Source organism: Streptomyces sp. NPDC003035 (assembly GCF_042888285.1).
Lineage (GTDB): Bacteria > Actinomycetota > Actinomycetes > Streptomycetales > Streptomycetaceae > Streptomyces.
This window is the reverse complement of record NZ_JBIAPJ010000008.1, coordinates 230,087-246,105: the sequence shown is the minus strand read 5'-3', so window position 1 is coordinate 246,105 and position 16,019 is coordinate 230,087. Positions and strand designations below refer to the sequence as shown.

Here is a 16,019-nt window from a genome sequence, read left to right as displayed (position 1 = left end):
GCCTCACCCTCGCCCTCTGGCGGCGGACGGGTCCATGGACAAAGATCGTCGCTGTTTGGACGTAAGGAGCCCGAGCCGATGTACCACACCTGGATGCGCTACTTCACGCCCAGCCCGGTCCACCACCGCCTCGGGCTCGTCTGCCTCGGCGTCGGACTGCAGCACGGCACCCTGCCCACCGTCGGCCCGCGCACCCTCGACCACCACGTGGCCGTCGTCGTCAGCGCCGGCAGCGGCTGGTACCGGGGCCCCGACGGGCGGCGCACCACCATCACCGCACCCGCCCTCATCTGGCTCACCCCCGGCGTACCGCACCACTACTCCGCCGACCCGGAAACCGGCTGGGACGAGTCCTTCGTCGACTTCGGCGGCCCCGCCACCACCACCTACACCGAGCTCGGCTACATCGAACCGGACCGGCCCGTCGTCCCCCTCTCCGACGCCGCCGCCCCCCGCGCCGCCATCGGCCGCATCGCCCGCGCCGCCCGCCGCGGCAACCCGCTCCTGGAGGTCGAGACCGGCGCCGCCGTCCACGAGCTCCTCGTCGCCCTGCGCCGCGCCCGCGCCGACACCAACGCCGACGGCGACCCCGTCCTGACCGCCCTCGCCCGCGACGCCTTCCAGCCGCTCTCCGTCGCCGAACACGCCGCCCGCCACGGCATGACCCCCGCCGAGCTGCGCACCGCCGTACGGCGCGCCGCCGGCTGCAGCCCCAAGGACTACCTGCTCTCCATCAGGCTCGGCCGCGCCAAGGAACTCCTCGCCGCCACCGAACTGCCCGTCGCCGCCGTCGCCCGCCGCGTCGGCTACGACGACCCGGCCTACTTCTCCCGCCTCTTCACCCGCCGGGTCGGCACCGCCCCCATCCGCTTCCGGGAACAGCAGGGGCGGACCGTCCCGGGCGGCTGGAGCAACCGGATCCCGGATCCCGAACACCCTCCGACGATCGCCACCCGATCCGTCTAAGCTCGCTGCTCATGAGTGATATCGACGAGTCCGTCACCGCGGAACTGACCCGGCTGCGCGAAAGCATCGACAACATCGACGCGGCGGTCGTCCACATGCTCGCCGAACGCTTCAAATGCACTCAGCAGGTCGGCGTCCTCAAGGCCAGGCACCAGCTGCCGCCCGCCGACCCGGCCCGCGAGGCCAGCCAGATCGCCCGGCTGCGCGAACTGGCCGAGAGCGCGAAACTGGACCCGGCGTTCGCGGAGAAGCTCCTGAACTTCATCATCGCGGAGGTCATCCGCCACCACGAGACGATCGCGGACGGAGCACGCTGATGGCCCGGGTCACGGTCTTCACCCTCGGCGGGACCATCTCCGCGCGCGGCGGCGACGCGGCGCGCATGACGGGCGCCGAGGTCCTGGCCGGGCTCGGCGTCGTCCCCGACGCCGAGGTGGAACTCCGTGACTTCCGCCGGCTGCCCAGCTCCTCCCTCTCCTTCGAGGACCTCGCCGCGCTCGCGCACGAGGTACGGGAGACCGTCGCGGCCGGCTCCGGCGTCGTCGTGGTCCAGGGCACCGACACCATCGAGGAGACCGCCTTCCTCCTCGACCTGCTCTGCGTCACCACCGAACCGATCGTCGTCACCGGCGCGATGCGCCGCCCCGACCTGCCCGGCGCCGACGGCCCGGCCAATCTGGCCGCCGCCCTCGCCGTCGCCGCCGGACCCGGCTGCCGGGACCTCGGCGTCCTCGTCGTCCTCGCCGACGAGATCCACGCCGCCCGCCTCGTCCGCAAGACCCACACCACCTCCGTCACCACCTTCGCCTCCCCGGGCGCCGGCCCGCTCGGCACGGTCGTGGAGGGCGAACCCAGGATCCTGCTGCGCCCCACCACCACCAGCGCGATCCACCCGCTGCGCTTCGACCCGGCGGTACGGGTCGCCCTGATCACCCTCACCGTCGGCGACCGCGGCGAACTCCTCGAAGCCGTCGACTCCCGCTTCGACGGCCTCGTCGTCGCCGCCTTCGGCGCCGGTCACGTCCCCACCCGGCTCGTCGAGCCCCTGGCCGACCTCGCCGCACGCATCCCGGTCGTCCTCGCCTCCCGCACGGGCGCCGGCGCCACCCTCACCCGTACCTACCGCGGCCCCGGCTCCGAGTACGACCTGCTGCACCGCGGCCTCGTCCCCGCCGGCCCCCTCGACCCCGCCAAGGCCCGACTCCTCCTCCACGCCCTGCTCTCCTCCGGCGCCAAGGGCCCGGCCGGCTACGACCGCCCGGGCATCGCCGCCGCCTTCGCCCACCTCGACGGCACCGGCCTGGCCTGAGACGGCACCGGCCCGGCGCGAGGATGCACCCGGCCCGGCGCGAGGGCGGAAACCCCCCTGCCCCCGCGCGGGCGCATCAGGCAGCATGGGGCCCATGTCCGTACTGACGCGCGACGAAGCGCAGACCCGTGCCCGGCTCCTCGACGTCCACCACTACCGGGTCGACCTCGACCTCACCCTCGGTGACGAGACCTTCCACTCGGAAAGTGCCATCCGGTTCACCGCCCGCACCGCCGGGGACACCTTCGTCGAGCTGAAGCCCGAGACCCTGCACTCCGCCCTCCTCGACGGCGCACCCCTGGACATCGCCACCCTCCACGAGAACCGGCTCCCCCTGAGCCTCACCGAGGGCGAGCACACCCTGCGCATCAGCACCACCATGCGGTACTCCCGCACCGGCGAGGGCATGCACCGCTTCACCGACCCCGCGGACGGCGAGTCGTACGTCTACACCCAGCTCTTCATGGAGGACGTCCAGCGCGTCTTCGCCGCTTTCGACCAGCCCGACCTCAAGGCCGTCTTCGAGATGGGCGTCACCGCCCCCGAGGGCTGGACCGTCCTCGCCAACGGCATCACCGAGCAGCAGCCCGACGGCCGCTGGCAGGCCGCCCCCACCCCTCTCCTCTCCACCTACTTCGTCTGCGTCGCCGCCGGACCCTGGCACTCCCTTCGCACCGAGCACGCGGGCCTCCCCTTCGGCATCCACTGCCGCCGCTCCCTCGCCCCCCACCTCGACGCCGACGCCGACGAGATCCTCGACGTCACCAAGGCCTGCTTCGACCGCTTCCACGAGAAGTTCGAGGAGCCCTACCCCTTCGACTCCTACGACCAGGCATTCGTCCCCGAGTTCAACGCGGGCGCCATGGAGAACCCGGGCCTCGTCACCTTCCGCGACGAGTTCGTCTTCCGCTCCGCCGTCACCGTCACCGAGCGCCAGACCCGCGCCATGGTCATCGCCCACGAGATGGCCCACATGTGGTTCGGCGACCTCGTCACCCTGCGCTGGTGGGACGACATCTGGCTGAACGAGTCCTTCGCCGAGTACATGGGCTACCAGACCGTCAACGAGGCCTGCTCCGACCGCTTCCCCGACACCTGGATCGACTTCGGCATCGCCCGCAAGGCCTGGGGATACGACGCCGACCAGCGCCCCTCCACCCACCCCGTCGCCCCCGACCCCGACGCCGTCCCCGACACCGCCTCCGCGCTGCTCAACTTCGACGGCATCTCCTACGCCAAGGGCGCCTCCGCCCTGCGCCAGCTCGTCGCCTGGATGGGGGAGAAGGACTTCCTCGCCGGCATCAACACCCACTTCAAGCGACACAAGTTCGGCAACGCCACCCTCGCCGACTTCATCGACAACCTCGCCTCCGCCACCGACCGCGACGTCCACGGCTGGGCCGAGCGGTGGCTGCGCACCACGGGCGTCGACACCCTCACCCCCGAACTCGACGGCGCCACCCTCAGGGTCAAGCACGCGGGCAGCCGCCCGCACCGGATCACCGTCGGCGTCTACGACCGCGACCTCGTCGACGGCCGCCGCCTCGTCCCGCGCGAGCGCCTCGACGTCGACGTCCCGCACACCGCGACGTCACCCGTCCAGCTCCCCGGCCCGCGCCCGGCCCTCGTCGTCCTCAACGACGGCGACCTCACCTACGCCAAGGTGCGCCTGGACGAGGCATCGCTGGAGACCGCGCTGCGCTCGCTCTCCGGCATCCCGGACCCCCTCACCCGCGCATTTGTCTGGAACACCCTGCGCGACATGGTCCGCGACGGCGAACTGGAGCCCTCCGCCTACCTGGAGGCGGCCCGCGCCCACCTCTCCGAGGAGACCGACCTCGCCGTCGTACAGGGCGTCCTCGCCTTCGCCCGCACCCAGATCGCCGACCGGTACGTCTCGGCCGCCGAGCGCCCCGCGGCCCTGACCCTGCTCACGGGCATCGCCCGCGACCTCATCCGCCGCACCGAGGACGGCGAAGCCCCCGGCCTGCGCCTCACGGCCGTCCGTACGTTCATCAGCAGCGCCACCCAGCCCGACACCATCGCCGCCTGGCTCGCCGAGGGAACCGTCCCCGGCGGCCCAGAGATCGACCCGGAACTGCGCTGGCGCATCCTCGCCCGGCTCGCCGTCCTCGACGCCGTCGACGAGGCCGCGATCGACGCGGAGCTGAAGCGCGACCCCAGCGCCACCGGCCAGGAGGGTGCCGCCCGCTGCCTCGCCGCCCTGCCGAACGCGGCGGCGAAGGCGGCCGCCTGGTCCCGGCTCTTCGACTCCGACGACCTCTCCAACTATCTCTTCACCGCGACGGCCCAGGGCTTCTGGCAGCCCGAACAGGCCGATCTCGTACGGGAGTACGTCCCGCGCTTCTACCCGGCCGCCGCCGCACTCGGCGCCCGCCGCGGCCCCGCGATGGCCGAGGCGGCGGGTCGCTACGCCTTCCCGGCGTACGCGATCGACGCGGAGGCCCTGGCCTGGGGCGAGCACCACCTGACGCACGACACCCAGATCCCGGCCCTCCACCGCAAACTCGTCGACCAACTCGACGACCTCCGCCGCGCTTTGCGCGTGCGCAAGCCCTGACCTGGGGGCTCGTGCCCCGCCCCCACCGCAGCGGGGGCGCGCCCTCTTGGGTTGTGGGCAATCGTCCCGCTGGGCGGGACCGGTGGGCACAACCCGACAACCGGCCCGCACTTCTACCGTCCACCGGGGGACCGGGCGGCCTTTCCAAGGCCCCCGTCCCCCGTTCGGGTTGCTCCGGCGACATCGTCGGACAAACCCCCAGAACCCCCGGCACGCTCGTGCCCATGCGTGCCTCACCCCCACCCCTCGCCGGAGGCGAGACCGGCCCCGACGCCCTGCGCCCCCTCCTGGACACCGTCCTCGGCGCCCTCCGCGACGGCGCGCACGCACGCGGCGGCCCGATCCCCGCCGGAGGCCCGGACGAGGTCACCGCCCAGGTGCGCGAGGCCCTCGGAGGAGCCGTACTCCCCGAGACCGGCACCACCCCCACCGCCGCCCTCCGCACCCTCGTCACCGCCCTCGCCCAAGGCGCCGCCGACCCCGCCCACCCCCTCTGCGCCGCCCACCTCCACACCCCTCCCCTCGCGCTCGCCGCCGCCGCCGACCTGGCCGCCTCCGCGCTCAACCCCTCCATGGACTCCTGGGACCAGGCCCCCGCCGCCTCCGCCCTGGAGGACCTCGTCACCGAGGCCCTGGCCACGGCCGTGTACCCCACGGCCGCGTACTCCCCGGCCGCGTACTCCACCGCCGCGTCCCCCACCGCGCCCCACCCCGACGCCCTTGTCACCACCGGCGGCACCGAGTCCAACCAGCTCGCCCTCCTCCTCGCCCGCGAGCGCCACGGCCCCGGCCACGCGGTCCGCGCCGTCGTCGGTGCCAACGCCCACCACTCCTTCCGCCGCGCCGCCTGGCTCCTCGGCCTGCCCGAGCCGGTGACCGTGCCCACCCCCAACGGCACCCTCGACCCCGTCGCCCTCGACGAGGCACTGACCGACCTCCCCGGCCCCCTCCTCGTCGTGGCCACCGCCGGCACCACCGACACCGGCCGCATCGACCCCCTCCCCGAGATCGTCGCGCTCTGCGAAGCCCACGGGGCCGACCTCCACGTCGACGCGGCCTACGGCGGCGCCGCCCTCTTCAGCGACACCCACCGCCCCCTCCTCACCGGCCTCGACCGCGCCCGCACCGTCACCCTCGACCTGCACAAACTCGGCTGGCAGCCGGTCGCCGCCGGACTCCTCGCCGTCCGCGACACGGCCGACCTCGCCGTCCTCTCCCACACCGCCGACTACCTCAACGCCGACGACGACACCGAGGCCGGCCTCCCCGACCTCCTCGGCCGCTCCCTGCGCACCACCCGCCGCCCCGACATCCTCAAGATCGCCGTCACCCTGCGCGCCCTCGGCCGCACCGGACTAGGTGAGCTCGTCGACCGGGTCTGCGCGCTCGCCCGCCACCTCGCCGACCTCGTCGAGAAGGCCCCCGGCCTGGAGCTGTACGAACACCCGACCCTGACCACCGTCCTCTTCCGGCCCGAGCACGCCGATGACACCACCGTCGCCGCGATCCGCCGGACCCTCCTCACCCAGGGCCGCGCCGTCCTCGGCCGGGCCCACCAGGACGGCCGGCTCTGGCTCAAGGCCACCCTGCTCAACCCCCACGCCACCCCCGGCGACCTCGAAGAGATCCTCACGCTCGTAGCAGCACAGACGGAAGGCAGCACCGACCGATGACCGGCAGCACGCCCCAGCGAGACCTCGATCAGCCCCACGACCTGGTGGGCATCGGCATCGGCCCCTTCAACCTCTCCCTCGCCGCGCTCGCCCAGGGCGTCCCCGGCGGCCTCGCCACCGCCTTCTACGAGCAGAACCCGGCCTTCCACTGGCACCCCGGCCTCCTCATCGAGGGCGCCACCCTCCAGGTCCCCTTCCTCGCCGACCTCGTTACCCTCGCCGACCCCGCCAGCCCCTGGAGCTTCCTCAACTACCTGCGCACCCGCGACCGGCTCTTCCCCTTCTACTTCGCGGAGAAGTTCCACATCCAGCGCGCCGAGTACGACGCCTACTGCCGCTGGGTCAGCTCCCGCCTCCCCGGTCTGCACTTCGGCCACCAGGTCGACACCGTCCGCTGGAACCCCGAACGCGCCCTGTTCGAGGTGGACTTCACCCAGCTCGACGCGGACGGCGAGGCCGAGGCGCTGGGCCGCGCGTACGCCCGGAACATCGTCCTGGGCGTCGGCACCGAGCCGTACGTCCCCGAGCCGCTGAAACCGCTCGCCGCCGCTCCCAACGTCCCCGTCATCCACTCGGCGGAGTACCTCGACCACCGCGAGCGGCTCCTCGCCGCCGAACACGTCACCGTCATCGGATCCGGCCAGTCCGGGGCCGAGGTCTTCCTCGACCTCCTCAGGGCCCGGCCCGCGGGCGCCGAGAAGATCCACTGGCTGGCGCGGACCGAGGCGTTCGCTCCGATGGAGTACTCCAAGCTCGGTCTGGAACACTTCACCCCCGACTACACCCGCTGGTTCCACTCCCTGCCCGAGCCGGTGCGCAACGAACTCGTGCCCCGCCAGTGGCAGCTGCACAAGGGAATCGACGCCGACACCATCGCCGCCATCCACGAGGAGCTCTACCGGCGCACCCTGCACGGGGGCTGGCCCGACGCCGTCCTCACCCCCGGCGTCCACGTCCGCACCGCCGGCCGCGTCGCCACCACCAAGGTGGAACTGCACCTGGAGCACGTCCAGGAGGGCACCCGCTCCCGCCTCACCACCGACGCCGTCGTCCTCGCCACCGGCTACAAGGAGCGCCCGCTCGACCGGATGCTCGCCGGACTCGACCCGTACACGCGCCACGACTCGGCCGGGCGGGCGAGGATCGACGGCGAGTTCCGGCTCATCCTCGACGAGTCCGTCACCGGCTCCGTCTACGTACAGAACGCCGAGAAGCACACCCACGGCGTGGGCGCCCCCGACCTCGGGCTCGCCGCCTGGCGCAGCGCGACCATCCTGAACTCGCTCACCGGCAAGGAGCCCTACCCGCTGCCGCGCCGCACCGCGTTCACCAGTTTCGGCCTGGAACGGCGAGAGGCGCCGCGCATCCCGGCCCAGGGCCAGGAGCTGACGCCTCTCACGCAGAACTGAGCTAGAAGACGGGGGTACCGCCCCGGGTCAGCTTCCAGTCCACCGACGCGAACCGGCCCGGGTCGATCGACCCCTTCGCCTGCACCCACTGGATGATGGTGTTGCGGATCTCGTCCGAGTTCGCCCACAGCTGCTGGGCGCCCGCGATGTGCGGGAACGCGCCGCCGCCGCTGGCACGGTAGTTGTTCACGGCGAGCACGAACCGCGCGGCCGGGTCGATCGGCTCGCCGCCGAAGGCCAGGTTCACGATCCGCGAGCCGGCCGGCCGGGCGATGTCGATCTCGTACGTCACGCCGTACACGGCGTCGTAGTTGTAGTCCGGGATGCCGCCCGCGTTCGTCAGCTTCGCGGGCTCCACCGGCGCGTCGGCCGGGGTCTGTACGTAGTACCGCGCCGAGAACTCCAGGTAGTCCTTCAGCTGGGCACCGGTCAGGAGGCGGGCCTCCAGGGTGTTCTCGAAGGGGTAGAGCCCGGCGGCGTCCCTGATGGTGACCTGACCGGCCGGGATCGCGGCGGTGCGGGAGAAGCAGGACGCCTGCGAGAGGACGGGCAGCGCGGCGTACTCGCCGCCGGCCAGCGCCGCCTTCACCGTCTCCGCCTGGACGTGGTTGATCAGGTCGATGATCGGCTCGTCCTTCCACGGCGCGTCGGCGGTGGCCATGGTCGCGCCGGAGGTACCGATGACCTGGTTGACGTACGCGACGACCTTCTTGTGCTCGTCCGAGAGCAGCCCGGCGATCTCCGGGTCCTCGTCCACGGTGTTGGAGTTCAGCACCTGGGCGCCGACCTTCTCGACCACCCAGCGGCCCTTCTCCCACACGAGGTCGAAGTCGAAGAGGGTCAGGCGCTGCCCCCACTTCAGCGGCTCGGACAGCACGACGTCCTTGCCGGTCTCCTTGTTCGTCACCCGGTACTCCGGGATCTCGGTGTGGGCGTGCCCGACGAGGATCGCGTCGATCCCCGGGACCTGCTCGGCCACGAGACCGGCCGCGTTCTCGATGTGGGGCAGCTGGTCACCGTACGACGACGTCCCGCTGGAACCACTGTGCGCCGACACCACGACCACGTCCGCGCCCATGGAACGCAGCTTCGGCACCCACTTCGCCGCCTGCTCCTCCAGGCCGGGGAAGACCATCTTGCCGGTGACGTTGGCCTTGTCCCAGATCGCGATGCCGGGGTTGGTCAGGCCGAGCACCGCGACCTTCACGTCCCGGCCGTGCGGGGTGCGCAGCCGGTGCATGCTGTACGGCGGGAAGGCCGGCCGCAGCGTCTTCGCGTCGAGCGCGTTGGCACCGAGCAGCGGGAAGTCGCACTGCTCCTCGAACTTCCGGAGCACCGGGATGCCGTAGTTGAACTCGTGGTTGCCGAGGGCCGCGGCGTCGTAGCCGATGGCGTTCATCGCCTGCGCCATGGGGTGCACGGGGCCGCCGGCCCGGGTGATCGGGTCGACCTTGGCGTAGTAGTACGAGAGCTGGGTGCCCTGGATGGTGTCACCGGCGTCGATGAGGAGCGTGTTGCGCCTCCCCTTCGCCTCGCGGACCCGGTTGACGAGGGTGGATATCTTCGCGAGGCCGACGTCGTTGTGCGCCTTGTCGTCGAACTCCTTGTCGGTGAAGTAGTCCCAGTTGAAGACGTTGCCGTGCAGGTCGGTGGTGCCCATCACGGTGAACGAGTACCGCTTGGCCGGCCGGGGGCCAGGCCCGTGGGCCTGCGCCGGGGCGGCGGCGACCCCCGTGGTGAGGGCGGCTCCGGCCCCGACGGCGACGGAGCTCTCCAGGAACGTCCGGCGGTTCAGCGGCATGTGGTTCTCCTTGGTCCAGTGGCGCACAACGCGCGTAGATTCTGGCTCACGCGCCACGTCGGCAACAGACCTTTCTGATTACGGAGTGGGAAAGTGTGCGGGCATCGCACCGTCCGTTCGTCGAGGGAGCCCGCAGTGACGACCCCACACCCGACTCCACACCCGACCCCGGAGGCGCCGCAGGTGGCGGTCCGGGGCGAGGCACGACTCGAAGTGGACCCGGAGATCGCCCGCATCGGCGTCACGGTGAGCGCCCGCGGCACGGACCGGGCCGCCACCCTGACCGACCTGACCCGGCGCAACGCGCTCGCCCTCGACCTGATCAAGTCCTACGGCGAGGCCGTCGAGAAACTGGAGACGGGCGCCTTCTCGATCGCACCCGAACCGAGCAGGCACGGCCGGGGCGAACGCGTACGCGCCTACCAGGGCCGGGTCCATCTCACCGCCGAACTCAACGACTTCACCGCCGTCGGCGAACTCACCACCCGCCTCGCCGACCTGGACCTGACCCAGGTGGACGGCCCCTGGTGGGCGCTGCGCCCCGACTCCCCGTCGTACGAGGAGGCGCGCCGCACGGCGGTGGGCGAGGCGGTCCAACGCGCCCGCGCCTACGCGGCGGCGCTCGGCACCACCCTCTCCGCCCTCCTGGAACTCTCGGACACGGGCCTGACCCCGCCACCCGCCCCGATGGGCGGCATGCGGATGTCCTTCGCCGCGGAATCCATCGACACGCCCCCACCACTCGCCCTCGAACCCCAACGCCAAACCCTCACGGCGGAGGTGATGGCCCGCTTCACCATGACCCCACCGACCCTTTGACGAGCGACGTCCTGGGGCCTGACGGCCTGAGGCGTGACGGCCCGTGGCTCGGCGGCCCGCCGCCTGGGGCCTGGCGGCCTCGGGCTTGACGTCCCGGGGCTTACGGCCTGGGGCCCGCCGCCTGGGGCTTGACGGCCCGTGGCTCGGCGGCCCGCCGCCTGGGGCCTGGCGTCCTGGGGCCTGACGTCCCGGAGCCTGATGCCCTGACGGCCCATGGGTCACGGCCACGGATCGACGGCCTGCGGTCTGGCGGCCCGAGGCGTCGCGCCCGGGTGCCCCGCACCCCGCGGCCCGCGCCCTGCGGCCCGCGGGTCCGAGGACCCGTCAGCCCCGCGCCCGCGGCGCGAAGCCCCCGCCTCCGCGTCCGCCGGGCGAAGCCCCCGCCCCGCGCCCGCCGGGCGAAGCCCCCGCCCCGCGTCCGCGGCGCGAAGCCGCCGCGTGGGGGCTCGGGGGCGGAGCCCCCGGTCTCGTCAGAGTTTCGGGGAGGGGTGGGGTGGGGGAGGCAACAGCGCGAACACCCGCCCCGCCTCCGCCGCATGCGCCACCGCGATCGCCTCCACCCCCTCCCCACCCAGCACCCGCTCCACCAGCCGCCCGAACAGCACCCGCAGCGCCCCGCCCAGCTGCGCCGCCACCGCGAGCGGAGTGATGTCGCCGGCCGGCCAGTCCTCCGCCAGCACCTCCGCCAGCGCCGCCTCCCGCTGCTCGTGGAACTCGCGCAGCCGGGCGAGCAGCACCGGGCTCTCCGTCAGCATCCGCGCGAACGGCTCCGGCGCGAACCCGATCACCGGATCCCGCCGCTCCACCGCCGCCAGATAGTCCTCGCGCAGGGCCTCCACCGCCGGCACCCCGGCCGCCCGCCCAGCCGCCACCGCCCGCGCCGCGCCCGCCACGAACTCCTCGCTCAGGTCGAGGACCAGGTCCTCCTTGCGCGGGTAGTAGTTCGTGACCGTCATCTTCGCGACACCGGCCGCCGCCGCCACGTCGGCGATCGTCACCCGGTCGAAGCCCCGCTCGATGAACAGGCCCGTCGCCGCGTCCGAGATCGCCTGCCTGGTCTGCTGTTTCTTCTGCTCCCGAAGGGAGTGTGCGCTCATGGAACCAGCCTCTCATAGGTCGGTCATAAATTTATGCTTGACCTAGTAGCTGGGTCCAGCCTAAATTTAGGCCCGTCATAAAGAACAGGTCCCGACCGAAGGGCCCCACGTGCACACCCAGACCGCGCTCACGCTCCACACCGACCCCATCCGCGACTACCTCCGCCGGATCGGCCGCATCCCCCTCCTCACCGCCGAACAAGAAGTCACCCTCGGCCTCCGCGTCCAGGCCGGAATCGCCGCCGAACAACGCATCGCCGACACCGGCACCCCCACCCCCGACCTCGAACACACCTCCCGCGACGGCCGCCGCGCCAAGGACCGGATGCTGGAGGCCAACCTCCGCCTCGTCGTCTCCATCGCCAAACGCCACACCGGCCGCGGCCTGCCCTTCCTCGACCTCGTCCAGGAAGGCAACCTCGGCCTCCTCCGCGCCATCGAGAAGTTCGACCCCACCAAGGGCTTCAAGCTCTCCACCTACGCCACCTGGTGGATCAAGCAGGCCATCGGCCGCGCCCTCGCCGACCAGTCCCGCACCATCCGCGTCCCCGTCCACATGGTCGAGGAGATCAACCGACTCACCCGCGCCACCCGCGAGCTGACCGCCGAACTCGACCGCACCCCCACCGACGAAGAACTCGCCACCGCCCTCGACACCACCACCGCCCGCATCAGCCAGGTACGCGGCTACGACCGCGCACCCGTCTCCCTCCACACCCCCCTCGGCGACGAAACGGGCGACGGCGAACTCGGCGACGTCATCGAGGACACCACCGCCCCCACCACCGAGGACATCGTCGCCGCCGACCTCCTCAAGAAGCACCTCGCCACCGTCCTCGCCGACTTCACCGCACGCGAAGCCGGCGTCATCACCCTGCGCTACGGACTCGACGGCACCGACCCCCGCACCCTCGACGAGATCGGCAAGGTCTACGGCGTCACCCGCGAACGCATCCGCCAGATAGAAGCCAAGACCATGTCCAAACTGCGCCACCCCGCCCGCTCCCGGAGCCTCCGCGCCTACCTCTCCTGACCCCGGAACACGCTCATCGGAGCACCCGCCCGCACATATTCAAGACTTGTCAACAACCTTTCACGCAAAGGTTGTTGAACAGACATGGCGACCCACTTCTCTACCCACCGGTAAGCCCTACGCTCGAACCATGCGCCGAGCAAAAATCGTTTGTACCCTGGGCCCCGCCACCGACACATACGACCAGATCAAGGCACTGGTCGAAGCGGGAATGGACGTCGCCCGACTCAACCTCAGCCACGGCACCTACGCCGAACACGAGGAGCGCTACCAGCGCGTACGCAAAGCCTCCGACGAGACCGGCCGCAGCATCGGCGTCCTCGCCGACCTTCAAGGCCCGAAGATCCGCCTCGGCCGCTTCCGCGAAGGCCCCATACTCCTTGAACGCGGCGACGACTTCACCATCACCGTCGAACCCGTCGAGGGCGACCGCCACATCTGCGGAACCACCTACGACGGACTCGCCACCGACGTCACCACCGGCGAACGCATCCTCGTCGACGACGGCCGCGTCACCCTCGAAGTCACCTCCGTCGACGGACCCCGCGTCCACACCCGCGTCGTCGAAGGCGGCATGGTCTCCGACCACAAAGGCCTCAACCTCCCCGGAGTCGCCGTCTCCGTCCCCGCCCTCTCCGACAAGGACATCGACGACCTCCGCTGGGCCCTGCGCACCGGAGCCGACATCATCGCCCTCTCCTTCGTCCGCAGCGGCCGCGACATCGAGGACGTCCACCGCATCATGGACGAGGAGGACCGCCGCCTCCCCGTCATCGCCAAGATCGAAAAGCCCCAGGCCGTCGACAACATCGACGACATCGTCGCCGCCTTCGACGGCATCATGGTCGCCCGCGGCGACCTCGGCGTCGAGATGCCCCTCGAACAGGTCCCCATCGTCCAGAAGCGCGCCATCAAACTCGCCAAGCGCAACGCCAAACCGGTCATCGTCGCCACCCAGATGCTCGACTCGATGATCGACAACTCCCGGCCCACCCGCGCCGAAGCCAGCGACGTCGCCAACGCCGTCATCGACGGCACCGACGCGGTCATGCTCTCCGGCGAGACCAGCGTCGGCAAACACCCCATCGAAACCGTCCGCACCATGAGCCGGATCGTCGAAGCCGCCGAGGAAGACGTCCTCGCCAAGGGCCTGCCGCCGCTGACCGAGCGGAACAAACCCCGTACACAAGGCGGAGCCGTCGCCCGCGCCGCCGCCGAGATGGGCGACTTCCTCGGCGCCAAATTCCTCGTCGCCTTCACCCAGTCCGGCGACACCGTCAAGCGCCTCTCCCGCTACCGCTCACCCATCCCCCTCCTCGCCTTCACCCCCGACCCCGCCACCCGCTCCCAGCTCAACCTCACCTGGGGCGTCGAAACCTTCCTCGGCCCCCACGTCGACTCCACCGACGCCATGGTCGCCCAGGTCGACGAAGAACTCCTGCGCATCGGCCGCTGCCAAAAGGGCGACATCGTCGTCATCACCGCCGGCTCCCCGCCCGGCGTCGCAGGCTCCACCAACCTCGTCCGTGTCCACCACATCGGCGAGGACGACAGCCCGAAGGAGTGACCACGGCGGCCCCGTCGCCGCCGACCACACCCTCGTACGGCAACAGTGGCGCCATGTCACACCACCTCAGCGGACCCCACCTGCGCTCCCCGATGGACGACGCCCGCCTGGACCTCACGGACCTCTTCGCCTTCACCGTCCCCGGCGGGCGCACAGCGCTCATCATGAACGTCAACCCCATCGCCCCCACCGGCGGCACCGCGTTCCACCCCGACGCCGTCTACCGCATCAACATCGACACCGACGGCGACAACCAAGCCGACATCGCCTACAGCTTCACCTTCTCCGACCCCGCGAACGACGGCGAACAGACGCTCGCCGTACACCGCGCCACCGGCACCGAAGCCCGCAGCCACGAAGCCGCCGGCACCCCCCTCTTCACAGACGTCCCCGTCTCCTTCGGCCGTGAACTCTCCGTCACCGAAGCCGACGGCTACAAGGTCTCCGCCGGACTCCGCAGCGACCCCTTCTTCGCCGACCTCGACGGCATTGTCGCCGAATTCCAGTGGACCGGCACCGACTGGGGCGCCGACAAGAACGTCTTCGGTATCGCCATCGAAATGCCCGACAACGAACTCGGCGACAACCCGAAGATCGGCGTCTGGGCCCGCGTCAGCCTCCACACCGACGGCGAACTCAAGTCCGTCGACCGCGGCGCCCACCCCTCCCTCACCGCCTACCTCAACGCCGACGAGGCCAAGGACGCCTACAACGCCGGCGAACCGGCCGACGACCGGGTCACCTACCTCGAACCCTGGAAAGCCGCCCTCGCCCACACCGGCGGCTACACCCCCGAAGCCGCCGAAGAAACCCTGCGCACGGTCCTCCCGGACATCCTCCGCTACGACCGCTCCCGCCCCGCCTCGTACCCCAACGGCCGCACGCTCTCCGACGACGTCACCTCGGCCCGGCTCGCCATGATCTCCAACGGCAAGATCACCACGGACCACATCGGCCCCCACGCCGACCTCCTGCCACACTTCCCCTACCTGGGAACACCACACTGAGCGGAGGGGCGGTCCGCCGAAAAAAATGTGCCCGCGGATGTCGATCCATGCCGGCTCCGTACGACGCATGGGTGAGAGAACGACATCCACACGAGAGGCGACGGCCATGCCCAAGGTCCGCGTACACAACGTGACAATCTCCCTCGACGGCTTCACGGCCGGCACGAACCAGCGCCTCGACGCTCCGTTCGGCGACGGCGTCGGCTGGGGCGACGAGCTGCACAGCTGGTTCGTCTCCGCGAGGGAAGACTCCGCCGCGGGAAAGACCGGAATCGACGTCGACCACTTCACCCGCGCCGACCAGAACATCGGCGCCACGATCATGGGCCGGAACATGTTCGGGCCGCAGCGCGGACCCTGGGAGGACGAGTCCTGGAAGGGCTGGTGGGGCGACAACCCGCCCTACCACCACGACGTCTTCGTACACACCCACCACCTGCGCCCCACACTCGAGATGGCCGGCGGAACGACCTTCCACTTCACCGACGAGCCGCTGGAGACGGTGCTCCAGCGCGCCTTCGACGCCGCGGGCGGCAAAGACGTCCGGATCGGCGGGGGCGCGGCGGTCATCCAGCAATATCTGCGCGCCGGGCTGATCGACGAACTCCACTTGGTGATCGCACCCATGCTCATCGGGAGGGGGGAACGACTGCTCGACAACCTGGGCGACGGAATCGCCGGCTACCGGGTCTCCGAGCTGGTCAGCTCGCCGACCGTCACACACGCGATGCTGGTCCGCCGCTGACGCGCGGGGTCA

12 protein-coding genes and 1 pseudogene are annotated in these 16,019 nt (G+C 71.5%); 11 read left to right on the top strand and 2 right to left on the bottom strand.

From position 1 onward, the window contains the following. The first annotated feature begins 78 nt into the window (after nt 1-78). The 6 genes from ACFYV5_RS25855 (at nt 79) to ACFYV5_RS25830 (ending at nt 7,938) form a co-directional block, all read left to right on the top strand. Nucleotides 79-966 carry an AraC family transcriptional regulator gene (locus tag ACFYV5_RS25855; protein ID WP_355111208.1) on the top strand — a complete coding sequence of 296 codons (888 nt, stop codon included), beginning with the start codon at nt 79-81 and terminating at the stop codon, nt 964-966. A gap of 11 nt (nt 967-977) precedes the next feature. Then, nucleotides 978-1,283 carry a chorismate mutase gene (locus ACFYV5_RS25850; RefSeq protein WP_355111210.1) on the top strand — a complete coding sequence of 102 codons (306 nt, stop codon included), beginning with the start codon at nt 978-980 and terminating at the stop codon, nt 1,281-1,283. Further along, nucleotides 1,283-2,275, top strand: coding sequence for an asparaginase (locus ACFYV5_RS25845; protein ID WP_389172303.1), 993 nt, complete (start codon nt 1,283-1,285; stop codon nt 2,273-2,275). The genes ACFYV5_RS25850 and ACFYV5_RS25845 overlap by 1 nt, the downstream gene beginning before the upstream one ends. A gap of 94 nt (nt 2,276-2,369) precedes the next feature. Continuing rightward, nucleotides 2,370-4,856, top strand: coding sequence for an aminopeptidase N (gene pepN / locus ACFYV5_RS25840; RefSeq protein WP_389172301.1), 2,487 nt, complete (start codon nt 2,370-2,372; stop codon nt 4,854-4,856). A gap of 224 nt (nt 4,857-5,080) precedes the next feature. Then, a complete protein-coding gene (locus ACFYV5_RS25835) occupies nt 5,081-6,529 on the top strand; it encodes a pyridoxal phosphate-dependent decarboxylase family protein (protein ID WP_389172299.1) in 1,449 nt (482 codons plus the stop codon). Then, on the top strand, nt 6,526-7,938 hold the full coding sequence (locus ACFYV5_RS25830) for a lysine N(6)-hydroxylase/L-ornithine N(5)-oxygenase family protein (protein WP_389172297.1): 1,413 nt from the start codon (nt 6,526-6,528) through the stop codon (nt 7,936-7,938). The genes ACFYV5_RS25835 and ACFYV5_RS25830 overlap by 4 nt, the downstream gene beginning before the upstream one ends. A 1-nt stretch (nt 7,939) precedes the next feature. Here ACFYV5_RS25830 and ACFYV5_RS25825 read toward each other — a convergent pair whose 3' ends face one another. Further along, nucleotides 7,940-9,739 carry a bifunctional metallophosphatase/5'-nucleotidase gene (locus ACFYV5_RS25825; protein ID WP_389172295.1) on the bottom strand — a complete coding sequence of 600 codons (1,800 nt, stop codon included), beginning with the start codon at nt 9,737-9,739 and terminating at the stop codon, nt 7,940-7,942. A gap of 135 nt (nt 9,740-9,874) precedes the next feature. Between ACFYV5_RS25825 and ACFYV5_RS25820 the strand changes: the two genes are divergently transcribed. Beyond that, nucleotides 9,875-10,558: an SIMPL domain-containing protein gene (locus ACFYV5_RS25820; protein WP_355111219.1), complete on the top strand. Its 684-nt coding sequence runs from the start codon at nt 9,875-9,877 to the stop codon at nt 10,556-10,558. Between the two features lie 470 nt (nt 10,559-11,028). On the opposite strand, the gene ACFYV5_RS25815 is transcribed toward ACFYV5_RS25820, so the two are convergent. Next, complete coding sequence (locus ACFYV5_RS25815; protein WP_355111221.1) at nt 11,029-11,655, bottom strand: TetR/AcrR family transcriptional regulator; 627 nt, start codon at nt 11,653-11,655, stop codon at nt 11,029-11,031. 142 nt (nt 11,656-11,797) lie between these two features. Between ACFYV5_RS25815 and ACFYV5_RS25810 the strand changes: the two are divergent. The 4 genes and pseudogenes from ACFYV5_RS25810 to ACFYV5_RS25795 form a co-directional block, all read left to right on the top strand. Next, nucleotides 11,798-12,688 (top strand): annotated as a pseudogene (locus ACFYV5_RS25810) (RNA polymerase sigma factor); the annotation flags it as partial. A 130-nt stretch (nt 12,689-12,818) separates the two neighbouring features. Next, nucleotides 12,819-14,255, top strand: a complete 1,437-nt coding sequence (gene pyk / locus ACFYV5_RS25805; protein WP_389172292.1) for a pyruvate kinase — start codon at nt 12,819-12,821, stop codon at nt 14,253-14,255. 53 nt (nt 14,256-14,308) lie between these two features. Next, nucleotides 14,309-15,262 (top strand): DUF4331 family protein, encoded by a 954-nt coding sequence (locus ACFYV5_RS25800; protein WP_389172290.1) that lies wholly within the window; start codon nt 14,309-14,311, stop codon nt 15,260-15,262. Between the two features lie 106 nt (nt 15,263-15,368). Then, nucleotides 15,369-16,007 (top strand): dihydrofolate reductase family protein, encoded by a 639-nt coding sequence (locus ACFYV5_RS25795; RefSeq protein ID WP_389172288.1) that lies wholly within the window; start codon nt 15,369-15,371, stop codon nt 16,005-16,007. Nucleotides 16,008-16,019 lie beyond the last annotated feature (12 nt).

Excerpts from the sequence above, each read along its gene's own strand:
- ACFYV5_RS25855 (WP_355111208.1), top strand. The coding sequence starts at position 79 with ATGTACCACACCTGGATGCGCTACTTCACGCCCAGCCCGGTCCACCAC.
- ACFYV5_RS25850 (WP_355111210.1), top strand. The coding sequence starts at position 978 with ATGAGTGATATCGACGAGTCCGTCACCGCGGAACTGACCCGGCTGCGC.
- ACFYV5_RS25845 (WP_389172303.1), top strand. The coding sequence starts at position 1,283 with ATGGCCCGGGTCACGGTCTTCACCCTCGGCGGGACCATCTCCGCGCGC.
- pepN (WP_389172301.1), top strand. The coding sequence starts at position 2,370 with ATGTCCGTACTGACGCGCGACGAAGCGCAGACCCGTGCCCGGCTCCTC.
- ACFYV5_RS25835 (WP_389172299.1), top strand. The coding sequence starts at position 5,081 with ATGCGTGCCTCACCCCCACCCCTCGCCGGAGGCGAGACCGGCCCCGAC.
- ACFYV5_RS25830 (WP_389172297.1), top strand. The coding sequence starts at position 6,526 with ATGACCGGCAGCACGCCCCAGCGAGACCTCGATCAGCCCCACGACCTG.
- ACFYV5_RS25825 (WP_389172295.1), bottom strand. The coding sequence starts at position 9,739 with ATGCCGCTGAACCGCCGGACGTTCCTGGAGAGCTCCGTCGCCGTCGGG.
- ACFYV5_RS25815 (WP_355111221.1), bottom strand. The coding sequence starts at position 11,655 with ATGAGCGCACACTCCCTTCGGGAGCAGAAGAAACAGCAGACCAGGCAG.
- pyk (WP_389172292.1), top strand. The coding sequence starts at position 12,819 with ATGCGCCGAGCAAAAATCGTTTGTACCCTGGGCCCCGCCACCGACACA.
- ACFYV5_RS25800 (WP_389172290.1), top strand. The coding sequence starts at position 14,309 with ATGTCACACCACCTCAGCGGACCCCACCTGCGCTCCCCGATGGACGAC.
- ACFYV5_RS25795 (WP_389172288.1), top strand. The coding sequence starts at position 15,369 with ATGCCCAAGGTCCGCGTACACAACGTGACAATCTCCCTCGACGGCTTC.